The sequence below is a fragment of the Streptomyces sp. KPB2 genome (assembly GCF_003950055.1).
GTDB classification, from domain to species: domain Bacteria; phylum Actinomycetota; class Actinomycetes; order Streptomycetales; family Streptomycetaceae; genus Streptomyces; species Streptomyces salinarius.
In genome coordinates this window covers 4,333,832-4,356,152 of sequence record NZ_CP034353.1, presented here as the reverse complement: position 1 = coordinate 4,356,152, position 22,321 = coordinate 4,333,832, and the positions used below count along the sequence as shown (strand labels likewise).

The 22,321-nt window shown below is 72.1% G+C and carries 16 protein-coding genes, 5 tRNA genes and 1 riboswitch; of the genes, 8 read left to right on the top strand and 13 right to left on the bottom strand.

The window, feature by feature from the left end:
- Positions 1-5: 5 nt before the first annotated feature.
- The 5 genes from D1J63_RS19460 to D1J63_RS19440 form a co-directional block, all read right to left on the bottom strand.
- A complete protein-coding gene (locus D1J63_RS19460) occupies positions 6-950 on the bottom strand; it encodes an aldo/keto reductase (RefSeq protein WP_125630312.1) in 945 nt (314 codons plus the stop codon).
- 152 nt (positions 951-1,102) lie between these two features.
- Positions 1,103-2,146 (bottom strand): M23 family metallopeptidase, encoded by a 1,044-nt coding sequence (locus D1J63_RS19455; RefSeq protein WP_125630310.1) that lies wholly within the window; start codon positions 2,144-2,146, stop codon positions 1,103-1,105.
- Positions 2,147-2,157: 11 nt separating this feature from the next.
- Positions 2,158-2,315, bottom strand: a riboswitch (cyclic di-AMP (ydaO/yuaA leader).
- 224 nt (positions 2,316-2,539) lie between these two features.
- Positions 2,540-3,751, bottom strand: a complete 1,212-nt coding sequence (locus D1J63_RS19450) for a PP2C family protein-serine/threonine phosphatase (RefSeq protein ID WP_240798639.1) — start codon at positions 3,749-3,751, stop codon at positions 2,540-2,542.
- A gap of 204 nt (positions 3,752-3,955) precedes the next feature.
- Positions 3,956-4,029, bottom strand: a tRNA-Met gene (locus D1J63_RS19445).
- A 68-nt stretch (positions 4,030-4,097) separates the two neighbouring features.
- On the bottom strand, positions 4,098-5,228 hold the full coding sequence (locus tag D1J63_RS19440) for a dihydrofolate reductase family protein (RefSeq protein WP_125630306.1): 1,131 nt from the start codon (positions 5,226-5,228) through the stop codon (positions 4,098-4,100).
- A gap of 105 nt (positions 5,229-5,333) precedes the next feature.
- Between D1J63_RS19440 and D1J63_RS19435 the strand changes: the two genes are divergently transcribed.
- The 3 genes from D1J63_RS19435 to D1J63_RS19425 are packed head-to-tail and all read left to right on the top strand — an operon-like array spanning position 5,334 to position 8,336.
- On the top strand, positions 5,334-5,990 hold the full coding sequence (locus tag D1J63_RS19435) for a trimeric intracellular cation channel family protein (protein ID WP_125630304.1): 657 nt from the start codon (positions 5,334-5,336) through the stop codon (positions 5,988-5,990).
- A gap of 23 nt (positions 5,991-6,013) precedes the next feature.
- Positions 6,014-7,318, top strand: coding sequence for a M20 family metallopeptidase (locus D1J63_RS19430; RefSeq protein ID WP_125630302.1), 1,305 nt, complete (start codon positions 6,014-6,016; stop codon positions 7,316-7,318).
- 58 nt (positions 7,319-7,376) lie between these two features.
- On the top strand, positions 7,377-8,336 hold the full coding sequence (locus tag D1J63_RS19425; RefSeq protein WP_125630300.1) for a MerR family transcriptional regulator: 960 nt from the start codon (positions 7,377-7,379) through the stop codon (positions 8,334-8,336).
- Here D1J63_RS19425 and D1J63_RS19420 read toward each other — a convergent pair.
- The 8 genes from D1J63_RS19420 to D1J63_RS19385 form a co-directional block, all read right to left on the bottom strand.
- Entirely contained in the window at positions 8,317-8,712 is a 396-nt protein-coding gene (locus D1J63_RS19420) for a hypothetical protein (protein WP_125630298.1), read from the bottom strand. The genes D1J63_RS19425 and D1J63_RS19420 overlap by 20 nt on opposite strands.
- Positions 8,713-8,718: 6 nt before the next feature.
- The gene (locus D1J63_RS19415; RefSeq protein WP_125630296.1) at positions 8,719-9,096 is read right to left on the bottom strand and encodes a hypothetical protein; all 378 of its coding nucleotides are present in this window, start codon (positions 9,094-9,096) and stop codon (positions 8,719-8,721) included.
- A gap of 63 nt (positions 9,097-9,159) precedes the next feature.
- Positions 9,160-10,341 carry a Cmx/CmrA family chloramphenicol efflux MFS transporter gene (locus tag D1J63_RS19410; protein WP_125630294.1) on the bottom strand — a complete coding sequence of 394 codons (1,182 nt, stop codon included), beginning with the start codon at positions 10,339-10,341 and terminating at the stop codon, positions 9,160-9,162.
- Positions 10,342-10,665: 324 nt separating this feature from the next.
- Positions 10,666-10,738, bottom strand: a tRNA-Lys gene (locus D1J63_RS19405).
- A 116-nt stretch (positions 10,739-10,854) separates the two neighbouring features.
- On the bottom strand, positions 10,855-12,390 hold the full coding sequence (locus D1J63_RS19400; RefSeq protein WP_125630292.1) for an amino acid permease: 1,536 nt from the start codon (positions 12,388-12,390) through the stop codon (positions 10,855-10,857).
- Positions 12,391-12,527: 137 nt separating this feature from the next.
- Positions 12,528-14,765, bottom strand: coding sequence for a DEAD/DEAH box helicase (locus tag D1J63_RS19395; protein ID WP_164712890.1), 2,238 nt, complete (start codon positions 14,763-14,765; stop codon positions 12,528-12,530).
- Positions 14,766-15,026: 261 nt separating this feature from the next.
- Positions 15,027-15,590, bottom strand: coding sequence for a hypothetical protein (locus D1J63_RS19390; RefSeq protein WP_125630290.1), 564 nt, complete (start codon positions 15,588-15,590; stop codon positions 15,027-15,029).
- A 136-nt stretch (positions 15,591-15,726) separates the two neighbouring features.
- Entirely contained in the window at positions 15,727-16,077 is a 351-nt protein-coding gene (locus tag D1J63_RS19385) for a metallopeptidase family protein (protein WP_030404836.1), read from the bottom strand.
- 71 nt (positions 16,078-16,148) lie between these two features.
- On the opposite strand from D1J63_RS19385, the gene D1J63_RS19380 reads away from it, so the two are divergent.
- The 5 genes from D1J63_RS19380 to hrpA all read left to right on the top strand — a co-directional run bounded on the left by D1J63_RS19380 (position 16,149) and on the right by hrpA (position 22,260).
- Positions 16,149-17,822: a metallophosphoesterase gene (locus D1J63_RS19380; protein ID WP_164712889.1), complete on the top strand. Its 1,674-nt coding sequence runs from the start codon at positions 16,149-16,151 to the stop codon at positions 17,820-17,822.
- An 80-nt stretch (positions 17,823-17,902) separates the two neighbouring features.
- Positions 17,903-17,975 (top strand) — tRNA-Glu (locus D1J63_RS19375).
- Positions 17,976-18,009: 34 nt separating this feature from the next.
- Positions 18,010-18,084 (top strand) — tRNA-Asp (locus D1J63_RS19370).
- A 24-nt stretch (positions 18,085-18,108) separates the two neighbouring features.
- Positions 18,109-18,182: transfer RNA gene (locus D1J63_RS19365), tRNA-Phe, on the top strand.
- A gap of 118 nt (positions 18,183-18,300) precedes the next feature.
- Positions 18,301-22,260, top strand: coding sequence for an ATP-dependent RNA helicase HrpA (gene hrpA / locus D1J63_RS19360; RefSeq protein ID WP_125630288.1), 3,960 nt, complete (start codon positions 18,301-18,303; stop codon positions 22,258-22,260).
- Positions 22,261-22,321 lie beyond the last annotated feature (61 nt).

Genomic DNA, 22,321 nt, shown 5'->3' with positions numbered 1-22,321 from the left:
CCCGCTCAGGCGGACGCCCGCGTGAGCCGCTCCGCCTCGTCCTGCGTCAGGTTCAGCTCGGCCACGCCCAGCAGCGCGGGCAGTTGCTCGACCGTGCGCGCGGAGGCGATCGGCGCCGCCACCGTCGGCCGGCCGGCCAGCCAGGCGAGGGCCACCGTGGCGACGGGCACGCCGTGGGCCTCGGCGATCTCGTCCAGGGCGGCGAGCACCCGGCGCCCGCGCTCGGTCTCCAGGTGCTTGGCCGCGCCGCCCGCCCGCGGGCTGTCCACGGCGGTGCCCGGCCGGTACTTGCCGGTGAGGAAGCCGGCCGCGAGCGCGTAGTACGGCACCGCCGCGAGACCGGCCCGCTCGGCGAGGTCGCTCAGTTCGCCCTCGTAGGTGTCGCGGGAGACCAGGTTGTAGTGCGGCTGGAGAGCGACGTACCGGGCCAGGCGCTCACGCTCGGAGAACTCCAGGGACGCCGCGAGCCGCTCGGCGGAGATGTTGGAGGCGGCGATGTGCCGCACCTTGCCGGCCCTCACCAGCTCGTCGAGGGCGCCGATGATCTCCTCGACCGGCACCTCGGGCTTGTCGAAGTGGGTGTAGTAGAGGTCGATCCGGTCGGTGCCCAGGCGGCGCAGCGAGGCGTCGGCCGCGGCCTTGATGTTCGCGGCGGACAGGCCGGGGTATTCGGGGTGCTGGCTGACCTTGGTGGCGAGGACGACGTCGTCACGGTTGCCGCGGGAGGCGAGCCACTTGCCGAGGACGGTCTCGGACTCGCCACCGCTGTTGCCGTCGACCCAGGCGGAGTAGGAGTCGGCGGTGTCGACGAAGTTGCCGCCCGCCGCCGTGTAGGCGTCGAGGACGGCGAAGGAGGTGTCCTGGTCCGCGGTCCAGCCGAAGACGTTGCCGCCGAGGGCCAGGGGGAAGACCTCGAGGTCGGAGGAGCCGAGCTTGCGCAGAGAAGTCATGTGGAGGATCAACGACCGTACTGGAGCGGACCATTCCGGACGCACGCAAAAACCCCGCAAAACGACCGCGAACCGGCAGCCCTGACGTCGGGGGGTTGCCGTCAGGACCGCCGGGGTTCAGCGGGGCGGGAAGCGTGAAGGCTCAGGGAGCCTCAGGGGGTGAGGCCCTTGCTCTGCAGCCAGGCCATCGGGTCGATGCCGGAGCCGTCGGCGGTGTGCACCTCGAGGTGGAGGTGGGCACCGGTGACGTTGCCGGTGGCGCCGACGCGGCCGATGACGTCACCGGTGGTGACCTTCTGGCCGACGCTGACGTTGATCGAGGACTGGTGCGCGTACCAGAGCTCGGTGCCGTCGTCGAGGGTGAGCACGGTCTTGTAGCCGTACGACCCGTCCCAGCCGGCCGACGTGATGGTGCCGCTGTGCACCGCCTTGAGCAGCGTGCCCGTGGGGGCGGCGAAGTCGAGGCCGGTGTGGTGACCGGAGGCCCACAGGGAGCCGGCCTGGTTGAAGGTGGAGGAGATCGTGTACGAGGAGGTCGGCAGCGTGAACTGCTTGGCCAGCTTGGCGAGCCGCTCGGCCTCGGCCTTCTTCGCGGCCTCCTCCTCCGCCTTCTTCTTGGCGGCGGCGGCCTTCTCCTCGGCCTCCTTCTCCGCCTTGGCGGCGGCTTCCGCGGCCTTCTTCTCGGCGGCGGCCTGCGCTTCGGCGGCGGCCTTGGTCTCGACCTGGGCCTGCTGCTGCTCGGCCTGCGCCATGATCCGGGCCCGCAGCGACTCGCCGGCGCCGGCGGAACCCGCGTCCGCCCCGGTGTCCGCGGCGACGGCCTGGGTGATGCCGCTGAGCGGGGTGGCGGAACCCTCGGGCTCCGACTCCTCGTCGCCGCCGGGCATGAGCGAGCCGACGTTCGGCAGGTCCGGCATGGAGATGGACACCGGCGGCTTGCCGGTCTGCGCGCTGGCCATGCCGCCCGCGCCGACTGCGGCTATGACACCGACGCCGAGGACGGTGGAGCTGCGGGCGAGCCCGCCGCGCTGCTTGGCGACGCGGTGCCGGCCGCGCACGGGGCGGATGGACTCCGCGGTGGGGTTCCACTCCTCCCAGGGGCCCTCTTCGGCGCGGGGGGCGTCGTAGCCGAAGGTGTCGGTGCCGTGCCCGGTGGGCACGAACGGGGCCTCGGGGGCAGGCCGGTTGGACGCCACGTGGGCGTACTCCTTTCCTTCCTTCTCGCCTACCGGGTTAGCTGACGGGTTCGGAGCAGGAAGGTCTCCTACGGGTGTGTGCCGACCGCGTTTCCACGGCGTCATACGCCCGATTCACCCCAATGTGGTGGTTCCCCGGTTCCCTTGCGGGATTCGGCGCGTGCGCACGGAGCCGCCTTCTGTGACGGCTGGGACGACCGCGCTGCGTTATCGAACGTTAATAGACGCGAGGCTCGGATTCCAAGCCGTTCCGCTTGATCATTAACGGAAACGGCCGGGACGCACCCCTCATGACCGGTGAAATCCGGACGAGTTGACTCGCTCTCAGTATTCCCCTTCGCGCCACTTTCTTCTGACGGTGTATCAGTTGTTATGCGGAGGGGGGTCGCGCTGTCACGGCTCGTGACAATGATCATGGTCGTCGTGCCCGGGGCGCCGTACGGCCAGCAGCGCCATGTCGTCCGCCATGCCGCCCCCGGAGTGCCGGCGCACGTCCTCGGCGAGGGTGTCGAGCAGGGTCGCCGGATGCCGGAAGACGCGGCCGGCCAGCCGCGTCTGCGGATCGTAGAACTCGCCTCCGGCGTCCCGGGCTTCGGTCAGCCCGTCGGTGTACAGCAGCAGAGTGGCCCCACCGGGGAAGGCGGCCTCCTCCGCCCGGTCGGGCCAGACGCCCAGCTCGCCCATGCCGAGCGGCAGCGCCGACTCGCGGGCGGGCAGGGCGCCCAGGGTGCCGTCGGCGTAGAGCAGCAGGGGCGGCGGATGGCCGCGGTTGACGATGCGTACGGTCCCGTCGCCGTGCGGGAGTTCGGCGAGGACGGCGGTGGTGAAACCCTCGAAGGCGTCCAGTCCGTCCCGCCGGGTGCCCTCGCGCGCCAGCGCCCGCTCCAGCCGCTGCGCCACCGCCTCCAGCGTCGCCTCCTGCTCGGCGGCCTCCCGGAACGCTCCGATCACGACGGCGACGGCGGCGACCGCGCCCATGCCCTTGCCGCGCACGTCGCCGACGATGAGCCGGACGCCGCGGGCGGAGTCCTGCACCGCGTACAGGTCGCCGCCGATGAACGCGTCGGCCTGCGCGGCCTCGTAGCAGACGGCGATCTCGAAACCCGCGATGCGCTCGGCGGGTTCGGGCAGCACGGCGCGCTGGGCGGCCTCGGCGATCTCGCGGACGGAGACGAGACGCTCGCTGCTGCGCCGCACCATGCCGTTCACGAGGACGGCGAGCACGGCGACCGTCGCGATGGTGATCAGCTCGGTGAGGGAGTCGACGTAGTGGATGACGCCCTTGCCCAGCTGCAGCCCGATGACCGAGACGACCACGGCGACACCGGTGAGCGCCGTGCCGCGCCGCGAGTAGAGCGGGGCGGCGATCAGGGGCGCGGCCGTGTAGAGGGGGCCGGCGGTGAAGTACCTCGGGGTGAGGATGTCGTACAGGATGGCGACGACGATCAGCAGCACGGGGAGCGCGTGCACGAAGGCGCGCCCGTACGCGGTCCGGCTGCGCGGCGGCGGCCCGGCGGGCGGCTCCTCGTCCCCGAGGCCCGGGTCGGGAACGGGATCGCCGGGGAGCCGGCCACCGGCTCTGGCGGCCGCTCCCTCGTCGTCCACGTCACCTGGCCGCACCACTCGTCTCCCGCCACCCCGCGCGTCCGCGCGCCGCTCACCGTCCAGGAGTCCAGGTTTCCGGGAGCGGGGGCGGGCGGCGAGCGGTGAGGGGCCGACCGGATGACACGGGGATACGGGACGCCCTCGGTGCGTCCCGAGACGCACCGAGGGCCGGAACCCTTTCGGATTCCGGCCCTCGGCCTTCAGTAGCGGGGACAGGATTTGAACCTGCGACCTCTGGGTTATGAGCCCAGCGAGCTACCGAGCTGCTCCACCCCGCGTCGTTGTGTTCACCACTGTACGTCATCCCGGGACCGGAATGCACATCGGTATCTCCGCCGCCGGCTCCCTACCGCTCCAGATGGCGGTTCGGCGCCTTGGCCGCCTCCTCGTACTCGGGCAGTACGACGACGGCGACGCCTCGCGCGGCGAGCACCCCGCTCCCGTCCGCACCCGCCACGAAGGTGTCCGGCTCCCGCCAGGCCGTGACGACCCGGCGCACCCCGGCGTCGAGGATCAGCCGGGCACAGGGCGCGGGCCGGGAGGCCCGGCGGGCACAGGGTTCGAGGCTGCTGTACACGGTCGCGCCCGCGAGCCGTGCGTCGGAGGGGTCGATCTTGGCGAGCGCGGCCTCTTCGGCGTGCGCCACGGGATCGCCGCCCTCCCGCGAATACCCGCGCGCCAGTTCGCTCCCGTCGGCGGCGACCACGACCGCCCCCACGCTGAACGCGGTCTCCGACGGCGGGCACAGCCCGGCCAGCTCACAGGCGACCTCCAGCCAGTACCGGTCGGCGGGGGCCACGCGCTCACCGGTCCCGGGTGCGGTGGGCCGGTACCGCATCAGCACGACGTCCCCGATCCGCCGCGTTCCGACCAGCGCGAGCCGCCCGCCCTGGTAGGCGCCGGGCCCGAACAGCCGGGGCGCGGCCGGGTCCCCGACCAGGACGGGCGCGAGAACGAGCTGCAGCTCGTCGGCGAGCTCCTGCTGGAGCAACTGGCTGTGGACGGTCCCGCCCCCCTCCACCATGAGCCGCCGCACACCCCGCCGGTCGTGCAGGTACTCCAGCGCGGCGTGCCAGTCCAGCACCGGTCCCAGGGACACGACGTCGGCACCGATGCCGAGCTCTCGGGCCCGCCGGGCCCCGTCGTCCGTGGTCAGCAGCACCTTCTCCCCGCCCGTGTGCCAGAACCGCGCCGCCGGATCCAGCTCGCCGCCGCCGCTGACGGTGACCTTGAGCGGGTACTCCGCCTGCCCGGCCGCGACCCGGGCCGCCCGCCGCTCGGCCGAGTTCACCAGCAGCCGCGGATTGTCGGCCCGGATCGTCCCGGCCCCGACCAGGATCGCGTCCACGGAGGCCCGCACCTCGTCGACCCGGTCGAAGTCGGCGGGGCCGGACAGCAGAAGCCGTTCGGGACCGGTGTCGTCCAGGTAGCCGTCGAGGGAGACGGCGGCGGAGAGGAGGACGTGGGGCAGGGGCATGGATGACACTCCGGGAGGCGGACGCGCGGCGGGTTCCGGCGCAGCAACCCTAGGCTCCGATGCCGCCCGCGTGGCGGGCACCCGCCCCGGGGTACCCGGCGCCCCATGAGCACCGAACCCGCTCCGCTGCTCGCCCTGGATCTCACCGGCACGTTCGCGTTCGGGCTGAACGGGGCGCTGACCGCGGTGCGGGCCGCGCGGCTGGACGTGGTCGGGGTGGTCGTGCTCGGGATGATCACCGCGTTGGGCGGTGGGTTCATCCGCGACGTCCTGATCGACTCGCTGCCGCCCGCCACGCTCCTGGACTGGCGTTACTACACGCTCGCCGCCGCCGGTGGGCTCATCGCCTTCGCCGTCAGCCGGCACCTGCGACGGCTCGAACCCGCGATCACCGTGCTCGACGCGGTCGGGCTGAGCACCTTCGCGGTGATCGGCGCGAGCAAGGCGCTGGACGCCGGGCTGGCCGTCGTACCCGCGATGCTGCTGGGCGTGATCACCGCGGTGGGCGGCGGCACCATCCGCGACACCCTCGTCGGCCGGATCCCGACCGTGCTGCGCACCGGGCTGTACGCCATCCCGGCGCTGGTGGGCGCGGCGGTGACCGTCGCCACGGTCCAAACGGGGCTGTACGGCCTGCCGGCGGAGCTGGGAGCGGCGGCGGCCTGCTTCCTGATCCGGATGCTCGGTCTCCACTTCGGCCTCAACGCGCCGGAACCACCCGAGACGCGTCCGTCCGGTGGCCGAACCCGGCGCCGTAAGTAGCCTCGAACCATGGAGCACCCTCGATGACCTCGACGAACTCGACGACCTCGACGACCTCGACGAGTGGCACCGCGCGGAGCGTCCTCGCCGGCCTCGACTCCGTCCGTTCCGGCCTGGAAGACCTGTACCGGGACCTGCACCGGCACCCCGAGCTGGGCCTGCGGGAGCACCGTACGGCGAAGAAGGCCGCGGACGCCCTGCGGGAGAGCGGCTACGACGTCACCGAGGGCGTCGGCGGCACCGGCATGATCGGGGTCCTCGTGAACGGGGACGGCCCGGTCGTCATGGTCCGCGCCGACATGGACGCCCTCCCGGTACGGGAGCGCACCGGCCTGCCCTACGCCTCCGACGAGACGGTGACCGACGACGACGGCCGGGAACAGCCGGTGATGCACGCCTGCGGCCACGACGTGCACGTGACCTGCCTGGTCGGGTGCGCGCGGCTGCTGGCCGAGCACCGGGACGCCTGGCGCGGCACCTTGGTCGCGCTCTTCCAGCCCTCCGAGGAGAACGGCGCGGGCGCCGCCGCCATGATCAAGGACGGTCTCACCGACAGGTCGCCCCGCCCCGACGTCGTCCTCGCCCAGCACGTCCTGCCGTACCCGGCCGGCTACGTCGGCACCCGTGCGGGCTCCTTCCTGTCCGCCGCGGACAGTCTCCGCGTCACCGTGCACGGGCGGGGCGCGCACGGTTCGGCGCCCCAGGCGTCGGTCGACCCGGTGGTGATCGCCGCGTCCGTCGTCGTACGCCTGCAGACCGTCGTCTCCCGCGAGCTGGCCGCCACCACGCCCGCCGTGCTGACCGTGGGCAGCATCCACGCCGGCAGCGGCCCCAACGTCATCCCCGACCGAGCCGTCCTGGAGCTCAACGTCCGCACGTACGACGACGCCACCCGCACCCGGGTCCTGGAGGCGGTCGAGCGCATCGTCCGTGCCGAGTGCGCGGCGTCCCGCTCCCCCGAGGAGCCCGAGTTCGAACGGCTCTCGTCCTTCCCGCCCACCGTCAACGACGAGGAGCCGACCCGGCGCGTCGCGGAGGCGTTCGGCGCGTACTTCGGCGACGACGCGCACACCGTCGAGCTGCAGACCGCCAGCGAGGACATGAGCGAGATCCCGGGGGCCTTCGGGGTGCCGTTCACGTACTGGGCGATCGGCGGCATCGACCCGGAGCGCTACGCCGAGGCCGCCCGCAAGGGCACCGTCGCCCAGGACATCCCGGTCAACCACAGCTCCTCCTTCGCCCCCGTCGTCCAGCCGACCCTGGACACGGGCGTGAGCGCGCTGACGGTGGCCGCGCTGGCCTGGCTCGGCGACGACGGGGCCGCGTAGCCCCGGGACTCCCGTACGGCTTGACTCTCCAGTGGCTGGAGACCGGAGAGTGGGCCTCATGAACGGCGCGACGCCCCTGTACTCGATCGGTGAACTGTCGGCCCGTACCGGCGTGCCCGTGCGGACGATCCGGTTCTACTCGGACACCGGACTGCTGCCGCCCACCGACCGCACCCCGGCCGGATACCGCCGCTACGACGACGCGGCCCTGGGCCGGCTCCACCTCATCGGCGTCCTGCGGGAGCTGGACGTCGACCTCGCCACGGTGCGCCGCGTGCTGGACGGCGCCGCCTGCGTCGCCGAGGTCGCCGCCGCGCACGCCGACGCCACCGCCCTCCGGATCCGCGCCCTGCGGCTGCGCCACAGCATGCTGCGGCTCGTCGCCCGGCGCGGTCCCAGCCCCGAGGAGACCGTGCTCATGCACCGGCTGACCCGACTCACCGCCGACGAACGACGGCGCATGGTGACCGACTTCGTCACCGGCCTCGACGCCGGCACGCCACAGGCCCGCGACGCTGCCGCCGTCCTGCGCACGGCCCTGCCCGACCTGCCCGACGAGCCGTCCGACGACCAGCTCGCCGCGTGGGTGGAGCTGGCCGAACTCATCGCCGACGACGGCTTCCGCGCGCGCATGGCGGACGCGGCGTTCCCGCCCGCCGACGAAACCGCGCTGCCGGGGGTGGCCCCCGAGCAGGCGGCCGAGCTCGTCCCGTTCGTCCGGGACGCGGTCGCCGACGCGAGGGCGGCCGGCATCGACCCGGACGGTTCCGGCGCCGACGCGGTGGTCGAGGCCGTAGCGAGGCGCTTCGCCGCCGTACTCGGGCGCCCCGACGGCCCCGAGTTGCGGGACTGGATGGCGTCGCGGTTCGAAGCCGGACACGATCCGCTCGTCGAGCGGTACTGGCGTCTGGTGTGGACCGTCAACGACTGGCAGGTGGTCCCCGGGCACCTGCCCTTCCAGCCCTGGATGGCCCGGGCCCTGAGCCGCTCCGTACGGGTCAGCCCCAGTCGCCGTTGACCCAGGCGACCAGGCGGGCACGCTTCTTGTAGGAGCAGCCGGCGCGGTTGTCACCGTACGTGTCGTGGGTTGCGGACCAGCCGGGCACCGCGTACCCGTAGTCGCCGGGACCGTACTCGCCGTCGCGGCGGCCGTCCATGCCGTCGGCCCAGTCGAGCAGGCCGAAGTCCGGGAACCCGAAGTCGAGACCGAGGTTGTCGAGATACCGGCCCGGGTCGGCCGGTTCCACCGGTGCGGGACGGCCGTCCGCCTCGGCGGTGTTCCGGTCCTCCAGGCAGCCGGACAGCACCGGCCGGCCCAGCCACCAGCCGGCCAGGAAGACGGCGTACAGCGTGGTGACGACACCGAGGCGGCGCGGGGTAATCCAGGCGGGCATCCGGCTCTACTTCCAGTCGCCTTCGAACCACGCCTGGAGGCGCGGGCGTTCGCCCGTGTCGTTGGCGCAGATGACGGAGTGAATGGTGACCGACAGGGTGCGGATGCTGAGGGTGTCCACGGGCACGCCGTCCATCGGCCTCACAGACGGTTTCCGGATGGGACCGGACACGGGTGGGGGCGTGGAGACCGCTGCGTGCCCGCCGTGTTCGGCGCGCCGGTCGAGCGCGGCCTGGTCCGGGCTGCACTCGGCCGTCACGGGCTGCCCCAGGTACCAGCCCGCGACGAACACGCCGTAGACCACGGCGGCGGCACCGAGGCGGCGCGGGGTGATCCGGCGAGGGCGGAGGCCAACCCAGCCTCCGCCGGGCGGAGTTGTACTCATACCGTGGGACTCTACCGGCAGGCACCGACAGGTCCGGCGCGCGGCTGCCGGCGCCCGGACGGGTCAGCCGTCGGCCTCGGCGCTGCGACCGGCCGCCGCGACCACGCTCCGGAAGGGGAACGCCACCAGCAGCGCGACCGCCACCAGCAGCCCGCTCACCCAGAGCGGCCCGAGGTCCCCGAACGTGGTGCCCAGCGAGGCCGCGGCGACGAACGGCCCCACCGCCGCACCGGTGTTGAAGGCCGCGGTCGCGTACGAGCCGGCCATGGTGGGGGCTCCTGCCGCCTCGTAGAGGACCCGCGTGATCAGGGTGCTGCCCAGCGCGAACGACAGCGCGCCCTGCACGAACACGAGGACGAGCAGGGCGGCCGGCCGGTGGGCCAGCACGGCCAGGGCCGGCCAGCCGAGGAGAAGCAGCGGGCCACCGACAAGGACGACCAGGCCGGGACGGTGGTCGGACACGCGTCCGGCGACGGTGATGCCGACGAAGGAACCGAGGCCGAAGAGGACCAGGACGACGGAGATCCACAGGTCGCTCAGGCCGGCGGTGCCCGTGACGACGGGGGCGAGGAAGGTGAAGCTCGCGAAGGTCGCCGCGTTCACCAGGGCACCGAGCAGCATCACGAGCGCCAGGCGCCGGCTCCTGAGCCGGGTGAGTTCCGCTCGCAGCGCGGGCCTGTGGGGCTCGTCTCCCCGGTCGGGGCCGGCCGGGACGCCTTTGATGATGCCGAGGGCCGCGGGCAGACAGAGGACGGCGACGGCCCAGAACGTGGCTCGCCAGCCGAGCGTGGTGCCGAGTACCGATCCCGCGGGGACCCCGGCGATCGTGGCCGCCGTCGTCCCGGACAGCAGCACCGCGAGCGCGCGTCCCTTGCTGTCCGCCGGGACCAGCCGGGCGGCGGTGGTCAGCGCCACGGCGAGGAATCCGGCGTTCGCGAGCGCCGCGACCACCCGGGTGGCGAACAGGACCGGGAAGTTCGCGGTGGCGGCGCCCAGGACGTGAGCCGCCGCGAAGACGAGGACGAACCCGAGAAGGCTCGATCGCGCCGGCCAGGTGCGGGCGAGCCCGGCCATGAGCGGAGCGCCGACGACCATGCCGATGGCGAAGGCCGACGTGAGCGTGCCCGCCGTCCCGACCGCCACGTCGAGGTCGGAGGCGATTCCGGGCAGGAGGCCCGCGAGCATGAATTCGGAGGTGCCCATGGCGAAGACGGCCAGGGCAAGCAGGTAGAGCGCGAGAGGCATCGAGTGGCTCCGAGGCGATGAGAAGCAGAGGGAGAGGCGTTCTCGTCACCGCGGTCAGCACCCACGGACCCGGGCGTCCGGCCGCGGAACGCGGCGGGACGGTCAGACCTACGGACTCAGTGGTTCAGGGGGCTGACGGCGTGACCGGCAGTCCCCACCCTGGATGCTTCGGGGCTCGACATGCCCCGCAAGCTACCCGACCCCTGCCCGCCGACGCACACCGTTTTGCCCGCCTGCCTCCGCACCGGCGCCGGCGCCGCGGTGCCGGGAGCCGAACCGGCGGGACCCCGGTTCGCTCGTGCTCTGAACCGGGGTCCGACGCGGTAGGCCCTGTGGGACTCGAACCCACAACCAATGGATTAAAAGTCCACTGCTCTGCCAATTGAGCTAAGGGCCCAGGCGGTGTGTCGCGCGGTGCTGCGTGATGTTGCCACACCGAGCATAGCCCGCCGCGGCCGGGAGGCCGATCGGGTATCGGGGTCCCGGCCGCGTCGGAGGGCCGGTGAGCCGGGGCTACGGGTCCACCGGCTCGGGGGCGTTCGCGTGGGCGGCGGCGCGGGCTCGGGTGCGCTCGTGCTCGGGGTTGAGGAACCAGTGCCGGGCCGAGGCCAGCCACCAGGTGGCGGCGAATCCCAGGACGACCAGGACGGCGATCGGCGCGTAGTTGAAGGTCTCCCAGGTGACCGGGGACACCTGGGGCAGCGTGAACAGGACCGTGATGACGCCGACCCACGTCACCGCGACCACGCCGATCACCTGCGACCAGCGGCCCAGGTGCCAGGGCCCGCGTTCGAAGGCGGCGCCCTTGCGGACCCGCAGGAGCGTCGGGATGACGTACGCGATGTAGAGGCCGATGACCGCGATGGAGGTCACGGCGGCGTACGCGGTGACGTTGATGAGGTACGGGAGGCCCAGGACCAGCGCGGCCAGGGCCGCCAGCCAGACCGCCGCGACGGGCGTGCGGGTGCGCGGGTTCACCGAGTGCCAGACGTGGGAGTAGGGGAGCGCGCCGTCCCGGGAGAAGGCGTAGATCATGCGGCTGTTGGCCGTCACCGACGCCATCCCGCAGAACAGCTGCGCCCCGATGACCACGAGGAGCAGGAGCTTGCCCGCCGTCGCGCCCAGGGCGTCGAGGAGGATCTGCGCGGGCGGCGCGCCCGTCGGGGACGTCAGGGCGCCCTCGTAGGACTGGATGGCGAAGGTGAAGCCGAGCAGGAGAACGAAACCGGCGATCCAGGAGGTCCAGATGGAGCGGACGATGCCCTTCGGTCCGGCCGTGGACGCGTCGTGGGTCTCCTCGGTCATGTGGGCGGAGGCGTCGTAGCCGGTGAAGGTGTACTGGGCCATCAGGAGGCCGATGAGGACGACGTACACCCCGCTGCCCCAGCCCGTGTTGTTCACGAACTCGCCGAAGACGAAGGACGCCGACTGGTGGTGGTCCGGCGCGAAGGTCAGCGCGCCGACGATGACCGCGACGCCCAGGACGTGCCACCACACGCTCACGCTGTTCAGCAGGCCGACGATGCGGACGCCGAAGGTGTTGAGCAGGCCGTGCAGGATCAGGATCGCGGCGAAGAGCAGGATCGTGCGGCCCGGCGTCACCTCGAAGTCGAACTGCAGGTTCAGGTAGGCGCCGAGGAAGGACGCGGCGCCGAAGTCGATGCCGGCGGTGACCGCGACTTGGCCCAGCACGTTGAACCAGCCCGTGAACCACGCCCAGGCCGCCGCCGTGCGCGGGGGCGCCAGGCGGTGCGCCCAGAAGTACAGGCCCGCCGAGGTCGGGTACGCCGAGCAGATCTCGGCCATCGCCAGGCCGACGAAGAGGGTCATCAGGCCGACGGCGACCCAGCCCCAGGTGATGACGGCCGGGCCGCCGGTGTTCATGCCGAAGAGGTAGAGGGTCAGGCAGCCCGACAGGACCGAGATGATCGTGAAGGAGACCGCGTAGTTGGAGAACGCCGACATGCGGCGGGCCAGAACCTGGGTGTAGCCGAGCTGGGCCAGCCGTTCCTCGTCCGACAGCCCACTCGCCTTGGCGTCATCTGTCATGCCCCCAGCAATTCCCTTGCGTCGAGCGTGACATGCGTCACTCCGTGGACTTCGTGGCCGGAACGGGACCGCAACGCGAAGCGCCGTGGCCTCCACCCGGTGGGGCGGAGGCCACGGCGCTTCTCGGTGTTCAGGCGTCAGCCGTTGCGCTTCCAGCGCGGCTTGTCGTCACGGCGGCCGAAGGACGAACCACGGTGGTCACCGCGGTGGTCGTCGCGGCGGCCGTAGGGACGGTCGTGGCCGCCGGAGCGGAAGCCGGGACGGTCGCCCTGGCGGTCGCGGTTGAACGGACGGTCGCTGCCACGGTGCCCGCCGCGGTCGTCGCGGCGGTCGAACGAGCGGCCACCGCGGTCGTCACGACGGAAGCCACCGCGCTCACCGCGGTCGTCACGCCGGTCGAAGGAACGCCCACCACGGTCACCACGGTCGTCGCGGCGGTCGAACGAACGGCCGCCCCGGTCGTCACGACGGTCGTCACGGCGGAAACCACCGCGGTCACCACGGTCGTCACGACGGTCGAACGAACGCCCACCACGGTCGTCACGACGGTCGTCGCGACGGAAACCACCACGGTCACCACGGTCGTCACGCCGGTCGAACGAACGGCCACCACGGTCGTCACGACGGTCGTCGCGACGGAAACCACCGCGGTCACCACGGTCGTCACGACGGTCGAAGGAACGCCCACCGCGGTCACCGCGGTCGTCGCGGCGGTCGAACGAACGGCCACCCCGGTCGTCACGACGCTCGAAGGAGCGCCCGCCACGGTCACCGCGGTCGTCGCGCCGGTGATCGCGACGCTCGTACGAGCGCTCGCGGTCGTTGCCGCCGCGCTCCGTCTTCTCCACGTCCCGGGCGCCGGGCTGCTCGGGCAGCGAGACCTCGGCCTCGGACGCGGCGGCGGCCACCTCGGCCAGGACCGTCTCCGGGTCCTCGCCGCGCTCCCGCGCGACCCTGGCGACCAGGCGGTCCGCCTCCTCGCGCAGCTCGGTGGCGCGGCGCTGGGCCCGCTCCAGCTCCTTGGTGAGCTGGGTGACCTCGCGCTCGGCCTGCTGCGCCGCGTTGCCCGCCGACTCGGCCTGGACCTCGGTCATCGACCGGGCGCCGGTGATCTCGGCGACCTCGGGGTCGAAGGCGGCACCGCCCTGGATGATGTGGCGCGTGGCGTCGACGCCCGCGTCCTCCATCAGCCGGAAGATCTGGCGGCGCTGGTGCGGCAGGGAGAGGGAGACGACGGTGCCGGTGCGGCCGGCGCGGGCCGTACGGCCGGCGCGGTGCAGGTAGTCCTTGTGGTCGCCGGCCGGGTCCACGTTCAGGACCAGGTCGATGCCGTCGACGTGGATGCCGCGGGCGGCGACGTCGGTGGCGACCAGGACGTTGACGTAGCCGTCCTTGAAGTCGGCCAGCGTGCGGGTGCGCGCGCCCTGGGTCATGCCGCCGTGCAGCGCGTCCGCCTTGGCACCGGCGTCGCGCAGCTGCTCGGCGACGCGGTCGGCGCCGAGCTGGGTGCGGACGAAGATGATGGTGCGGCCCTTGCGGGAGGCGATGGCCGCGGTGACCGGAGCCTTGTCCTTGGGCTTCACGACCAGGATGTGGTGCGACATGGTCGTCACCGCGCCCTGGGCCGCGTCGACCTCGTGGTGGACCGGGTCCTTCAGGTACCGGTCGACGAGGGTCTTGATCTCGTTCTCCATGGTGGCGGAGAACAGCATCCGCTGACCGCCGGCCGGGACCTGGTCGAGCAGCTCGGTGACCTCGGGCAGGAAGCCCAGGTCGGACATCTGGTCGGCCTCGTCGAGGACCGCGATCTCCACGTTCTCCAGGGAGCAGGCGCCGCGGTTGATGATGTCGCGCAGCCGGCCCGGGGTGGCGACCAGGATGTCGACACCCTTCTCCAGGGCGTAGATCTGGTTGCCCATCGAGGTGCCGCCGCAGACGACCTTCATCCGCAGGCCCACGACGTCGCCGTACGGCTGGAGCGCGTCGGCGACCTGCATGGCCAGCTCGCGGGTCGGGGTGAGGATGACGGCGCGGGGCTTGTGCTTCTCGGTGCGGCCGCCGGCCAGCGTGGCCAGGGTCGGCAGACCGAAGGAGAGGGTCTTGCCGGAGCCGGTGCGGCCCCGGCCGAGGATGTCCTTGCCGGCCAGGGCGTCCGGGATGGTCGCGGCCTGGATCGGGAAGGGGGTGGTCACGCCGTTCTGCGCGAGCTTGCGCACGACGCCCTCGGGCAGACCGAGGTCGGCGAACGTCGGCTCGGCAGCCTCGGGGGCCTCCGTGGCCGCGGCGGCGGCAACGGCCTCGACGGCCTCCGGCTCGCCCTGAACGCCTTCGGCGTTTCCGGGCACGACGACGTGGTCAGTACTGGTCATGGACATGCGAATGCGAAACCTTCCGGAGTCTCTCGTCGGCACGCGCCCGTCAACTCCGTGAATCGCGATTCGCAATACGACCGCCTCGATGCGGTCCACCACGGCAAGGGGAGAGTACGCGCCACACGGCGCGCTCTGCGGTGGCGCCGGGCAAATGGGATCAAACGATCTACCACCATACGCACCTCCCACCCCCGAAGGCAAACCGGCAGCACATCCGCGGTCCGCCCGGCAGCACATCCCCAGCTCAGCGGGCTGCCCCGGGACCTAGGCCGGTGTCCCGGCCGCCGGCGCCGGCTCCCGCTGCTCGAGCTGGGTCCCCGGCGGCTCGTGCGCCGACGAGGACGGCTCGGCCACCGTCGGCTCCGGCGTCGGGGAGGCGGGCGGCTCCTCGGGGGGCGTCGGCTCCGGCTCGGCCGGCCGGGTGGGCTCCGCCGGGGGCGTCCGGGTGGGCTCGGGGTCGTGGTCCCCGCCGCCCGGCGGCCGGTCCCCGGTCGGGCGGGCGGCCGGGGGCGCCGAGGCGGACGCGCCCTTCCCGGCGTCCTCCTCGCCGTCCTTCCCCTTGCCGTCGCGCTCGGCCTCGTCCCCGCCCTTGTCCTTGCCCTTCTTCCCCTTGCCGTGCTTCCCGTCGGCGGCCGCCGCTCCGTACCCGGCGTTCCCGCCGGAGACCGCGGGGCCGCCGTCCGGCACCTCGCCGCCCCGCTCCCCGGCGGAGTGCGACGGCTTGCCGCCCCCGCCGGGTGCGTCGTCGCCGACGCTCATGCAGCCGGCGGCAGCGGCGACGGCCAGGGCGGTGGCGGCCAGACGGACGGGTACGTACAAGGGGCGCACGGGCGGCCACCTCCGGGGGTCAAGGAGTCGCCGTGCCCAACTCCCTTCACCCACAAGAGGACACGCGCCCGGCGAGGCGGACTTGACCCGAGCGCGTCACCCGTACCCGGGGCACGCCTCTCGCGTCCGACCCGCGTCACCCGTAGCCGAGGGAGTGCAGCCGCGCGTCGTCGATCCCGAAGTGGTGGGCGATCTCGTGAACGACCGTCACCTCGGTCTCGGCGACGACGTCTTCACGCGTCTCGCAGTACCGCAGGGTCGGCCCCCGGTAGATGGTGATCCGGTCCGGCAGCACCCCCGCGTACCACTCCCCCCGTTCGGTCAGCGGCGTCCCCTCGTACAGGCCGAGCAGCTCGGGATCGTCCGCGGGCGGTTCGTCCTCGACGAACACCGCGACGTTGTCCATCAGCCGCGTCAGCTCCGGCGGGATCCGGTCCAGGGCCTCGGCGACCAGTTCCTCGAACTCCTCGCGCGTCATCTCCAGCACAGGCCCATTGTCGGGTACGACCGTGGAGTACGACCCGCATATCCGCCCCGGGCCACGGGCATACGGGACCAATGGCCCGCGTCCCCGCCGCAGCCCCGCACGTCCTGGCCGAGGTGATGAACCCCATCCGCAACGCCCCGCGCGCCCTCACCCGCCGCCTCCGCGACCGGCGCGACCGCCACGCCCGCCGCGGTCGCCGTACGTCCGCGACCCCGGAACTCGCCGCCCGCCCCCACCCCTGGACCCGCGCCGCCGGCCTCGTCGCCGTCGTCCTGCTCGGCGCCTGGCTCGGACTGCTGGTCGTCGGCAACGTCCGGGTCCCGGTCGGCCCCATGGACACGACGATGACGCTGCGGCCCTCCCTCACCGGCGGCACGAAGATCAACGTCTCACCGCTGGGCGCCCTCCAGCTCGACAGCCACGTCGCCCCGGTCCGCCTCGACGTCAACGTCGACCAGCTCGACCCCGCCCGCGCCCAGGCCCTCGTCGACCACCCCGAACGCCTCTCCGGCCTCCAGGACGAGGTCGCCCGGGACGTCGAGCACGGCACCCTCGACCTCGCCGTCCGCTCCTGCGTCGCCGTCGTCACCGGCGCCACCGCCCTCGGCCTCGCCGTCTACCGCCGCCCCCGGCGCGCGCTCGCCTCCGGCGGACTCGCGCTCACCCTCCTGGTCGCCTCCGGCGGCACCGCGTACGCGACCTGGAACCCCGACTCCGTCCTGGAGCCCAAGTTCTCCGGCCTGCTCTCCTCGGCGCCCTCGCTGGTCGGCAACGCGCGCAGCATCGTGACCGAGTTCGACGTCTACCAGAAGGAGCTGGCCCGGCTGGTGACCAACGTGACCAAGCTCTACGACGTCACCTCGACGCTCCCCGCCTACCAGCCCGACCCGACCACGATCCGCGTCCTGCACGTGTCGGACATCCACCTGAACCCGGCGAGCTGGAAGATCATCGCCTCGCTGGTGGAGCAGTACAAGGTGAACGTGATCGTCGACTCCGGCGACACGATGGACCACGGCACCGCCGCCGAGAACGGCTTCCTGGACCCCGTCGAGGACCTCGGCGCCCCCTACGTCTGGGTCCGCGGCAACCACGACTCCCGCGGCACCCAGGAGTACCTGAAGCACCTGAAGAACGTGCACGTCCTGGACGACGGCCACGCCCGGACCGTCGCCGGCCTGCGCTTCGCCGGGATGGGCGACCCGCAGTACACCCCCGACCGCTCCAAGGCGGACGGCGCCGAGGCCTCCCAGGAGCTGGCCGGGGCCCGCCTCGCCTCCGCGCTGCGCGACCAGCGCGCGGCCGGCACCCCCGTGGACATCGCCGTCGCCCACGAACCGTCGGCCGCCCGCGAGGTCGACGGCGACGTGCCGCTGGTGCTCGCCGGGCACCTCCACCACGAGGACATGGAGGTCATGAAGTACGGCACCCGGCTGCGTGTCGAGGGCTCCACCGGCGGCAGCGGCCTGCGCGCGGTCGAGGGGAAGTATCCCGACCCCATCCAGGCGTCGATCCTCTACTTCGACCGGGACTCCCGGCGCCTCCAGGCGTGGGACGAGATCGAGCTGGGCGGCCTGGGCCTGACGACGGCCGAGGTCAGCCGCCACCTGCCGAAGGAGAACCAGCCTGGCGCCACCCCGTCGCCCTCTCCCACCAGCCCGTCCCCGTCCGGCACCGGTGCCTCCCCCTCCGCCACCGGTGCCTCTCCCTCCGCCCCGGGCAGCCCCGCCCCCAGCACTCCGTAAACCGTTTTGGCGATACCTCCCGCCATCCCATATGCTTCTCACGTCCCCGACGCGCTGCGAAGCGCCCAGGCGGGCCGATAGCCCTCATCGTCTAGCGGCCTAGGACGCCGCCCTTTCAAGGCGGTAGCACGGGTTCGAATCCCGTTGGGGGCACGCAGTACATGTGCGACACTGTCGTACGAAGCTTGGTCCTGTGGAGCAGTTTGGAGTGCTCGCCACCCTGTCAAGGTGGAGGCCGCGGGTTCAAATCCCGTCAGGACCGCTGAGGTTTCACGTGAAACCTCTCGGCTGGGTAGCTCAGTTGGTACGAGCGATCGCCTGAAAAGCGATAGGTCGCCGGTTCGACCCCGGCCCCAGCCACAGCAAAGGCCCCGATCTTCGGATCGGGGCCTTGTTGTAGTTGCTGGCGTTGCCTGGGCGGACGCCGCGGCAAAAGCGTTCGCCAGGTTTTTCCCGAGGATGAGATCCTGGAATCCGTATGTCTACGCACCCTGCCCCCGCCCTCGGCACCCTCGCCCCCCGGCTGACCGAGCTGTCGCTGCGCGACGCGCACCGGCTCGGCCGCAGGCTGGAGGGTGCGCGGAAGATCCGTAAGCCGGAGGCCCGCGCCGCCGTTCTCGCCGAGATCGAGACGGAGGTGGCCAAGGCCGAGCAGCGCATCGGTGAGCGCCGGGCGCGGGTGCCGGCCGTCAGCTACCCCGAACAGCTCCCGGTCAGCCAGAAGAAGGACGAGATCGCGGCGGCCATCCGTGATCACCAGGTCGTGATCGTCGCCGGTGAGACCGGATCCGGCAAGACCACGCAGATCCCGAAGATCTGCGTGGAGCTGGGCCGTGGTGTCCGCGGCATGATCGGGCACACCCAGCCCCGCCGGATCGCCGCGCGCACCGTCGCCGAGCGGGTCGCGGACGAGCTGGACACCCCGCTCGGGGAGACCGTCGGCTGGAAGGTCCGCTTCACCGACCAGGTGAATCCGCAGTCCACCTTCATCAAGCTGATGACGGACGGCATCCTGCTCGCCGAGATCCAGACCGACCGCGAGCTGCGCGCCTACGACACCATCATCATCGACGAGGCCCACGAGCGATCCCTCAACATCGACTTCCTGCTGGGCTACCTCGCCCAGCTGCTGCCGAAGCGTCCGGACCTCAAGGTCGTCATCACCTCGGCGACCATCGACCCCGAGCGCTTCTCCCGGCACTTCGGCGACGCCCCGATCATCGAGGTCAGCGGGCGCACCTACCCGGTGGAGGTCCGTTACCGGCCCCTGCTCGAGGAGGACGGCGACGACGCCGACCGCGACCAGATCACGGCGATCACCGACGCCGTCGAGGAGCTGATGGGCGAGGGCAAGGGCGACATCCTCGTCTTCCTCTCCGGCGAGCGGGAGATCCGGGACACGGCGGACGCGCTGGAGAAGAAGAAGTACAGATTCACCGAGATCCTGCCGCTGTACGCGCGGCTCTCGCACGCCGAGCAGCACCGGGTCTTCCAGCAGCACACCGGGCGCCGGATCGTCCTAGCGACCAACGTCGCCGAGACCTCCCTCACCGTCCCGGGCATCAAGTACGTCATCGACCCCGGCTTCGCCCGCATCTCCCGCTACAGCCACCGCACCAAGGTCCAGCGGCTGCCGATCGAGCCGGTCTCGCAGGCCAGCGCCAACCAGCGCAAGGGCCGCTGCGGCCGTACGTCCGACGGCATCTGCATCCGCCTGTACTCCGAGGACGACTTCAACGCCCGCCCGGAGTTCACGGACGCGGAGATCCTGCGGACCAACCTCGCCTCCGTCATCCTGCAGATGACCGCGGCCGGCCTCGGTGACATCGAGAAGTTCCCGTTCATCGATCCCCCGGACCACCGCAACATCCGCGACGGTGTGCAGCTCCTCCAGGAGCTGGGCGCGCTCGACCCGGCGCAGAAGGACGTACGCAAGCGCCTGACCGACACCGGCCGCAAGCTCGCCCAGCTGCCCGTCGACCCGCGGCTCGCCCGGATGGTGCTGGAGGCGGACAAGAACGGCTGTGTCCGCGAGGTCATGGTCATAGCCGCCGCCCTGTCCATCCAGGACCCGCGCGAGCGCCCGGCGGAGAAGCAGGCGCAGGCCGACCAGCAGCACGCCCGCTTCAAGGACGAGACCAGCGACTTCCTCGCCTTCCTGAACCTCTGGCGCTACGTGCGCGAGCAGCAGAAGGAGCGCGGCTCGTCGTCCTTCCGCCGGATGTGCAAGCAGGAGTACCTCAACTTCCTGCGCATCCGCGAGTGGCAGGACATCTACACCCAGCTGCGCACGGTCGCCAAGCAGATGGGCATCCACCTCAACGACGCCGACGACGCCGCGCCCGACGACCGGGTGCACGTGTCGCTGCTGGCCGGCCTCCTCTCCCACGTCGGCATGAAGGACGTGAAGGAAGGCGGGAAGAACGAGTACCTGGGCGCCCGGAACGCCAAGTTCGCGATCTTCCCGGGCTCGGCGCTCTTCAAGAAGCCCCCGCGCTTCGTCATGTCGGCGGAGCTGGTGGAGACCTCCCGCCTCTGGGCCCGCGTCAACGCGAAGATCGAGCCCGAGTGGGTGGAGCCGCTCGCCGGGCACCTCCTCAAGCGCACCTACAGCGAACCGCACTGGGAGAAGGACCAGGCGGCCGTGATGGCGTACGAGAAGGTCACGCTGTACGGCGTGCCGATCGTGGCGCAGCGCAAGGTGAACTACGGACGCATCGACCCCGAGGTCAGCCGCGAGCTGTTCATCCGCAACGCCCTGGTGGAGGGCGACTGGCGCACGCACCACAAGTTCTTCGCCGACAACCGCAGGCTCCTGACCGAGGTCGAGGAGCTGGAGCACCGGGCCCGGCGCCGGGACATCCTGGTCGACGACGAGACGCTGTACGACTTCTACGACCAGCGGGTGCCCGAACACGTCGTCTCCGGCGCGCACTTCGACTCGTGGTGGAAGCACAAGCGGCACGAGCAGCCCGACTTCCTCGACTTCGAGCGCGAGATGCTCATCAACGAGAAGGCGGGGGCGGTCACCAAGGACGACTATCCGGACTCCTGGCGGCAGGGCCCGCTGAAGTTCCGGGTGACCTACCAGTTCGAGCCGGGCGCGGACGCCGACGGCGTGACCGTCCACGTGCCGCTCCAGGTGCTCAACCAGGTCACGGACGAGGGCTTCGACTGGCAGATCCCGGGCCTGCGCGAGCAGGTCGTCACGGAGCTGATCCGCTCCCTCCCCAAGCCGGTCCGCCGCCACTACGTGCCCGCGCCGAACTACGCCCAGGCGTTCCTGGACCGTGCGGTGCCCCTTCAGGAGCCGCTGACGGTGACCATGGCGCGGGAGTTGAAGCGCATGGTGGGGGTGCCGTTCGACGCGGAGGACTTCGACTGGGCGAAGGTCCCCGACCATTTGAAGATCACGTTCCGGATCGTCGACGAGCGCCGCCGCAAGCTGGCCGAGGACAAGGACCTGGAGGCGCTGAAGCTCCGGCTCCGCCCGAAGGCGCGCAAGGCGCTCTCGCAGGCCGCGGCGGCCACGGCGCAGCGCAGCGGCGGGGAGTCGCTGGAGCGTTCCGGACTCACGGACTGGACGATCGGCACGCTGACCCGGGTCTTCGAGACCCGGCGGGCCGGCCAGCCGGTGAAGGCGTACCCGGCCCTGGTGGACGACGGGCCGCAGGCGAACACCGTCTCCGTCCGCCTCTTCGACACCGAGGCCGAGCAGGCGCAGGCGATGTGGAAGGGCACGCGCCGGCTCATCCTGCGCAACATCCCGGTCAACCCGGCGAAGTTCGCGTCCGAGAACCTGACCAACCAGCAGAAGCTGGGCCTGTCCGCGAACCCGCACGGTTCGATCCAGGCGCTGTTCGACGACTGCGCCATGGCGGCGGCGGACAAGCTGATCGCGGACTTCGGCGGCCCGGCGTGGGACGAGGAGTCGTACCGCAAGCTCTACGACAAGGTCCGCGCGGAGATCGTCGACACCACCGTCCGTACGGTGGGCCAGGTGCAGCAGGTGCTGGCGGCCTGGCAGGCGTGCGAGCGGCGCCTGAAGACCGTGCGCAGCCCGGCGCTGCTGGCGAACCTCCAGGACGTGCGGACGCAGCTGGACGCGCTGGTGAAGCCCGGTTTCGTCACCGAGGCGGGGATCAAGCGGCTGCCGGACCTGATGCGCTACCTGGTCGCGGCGGACCGCCGGCTGCAGCAGATGCCGACGGGCGCGCAGCGGGACACGTCACGCATGGAGAAGGTCCACGAGATGCGGGACGAGTACGCGTGGCTGCTGGAGCAGATGCCGCAGGGCCGGCCGGTGCCGCAGCAGGTGCTGGAGGTCCGCTGGATGATCGAGGAGCTCCGGGTCAGCTATTTCGCGCACGCGCTGGGCACGGCATACCCCGTCTCCGACAAGCGGATCGTGAAGGCGATCGACGCGCTCGTACCCTGACGGGGCGGTGACGGAGTCTGCACGGAGGGTGAGTTCGACCGGGGGCCCACCCTCCTGTACA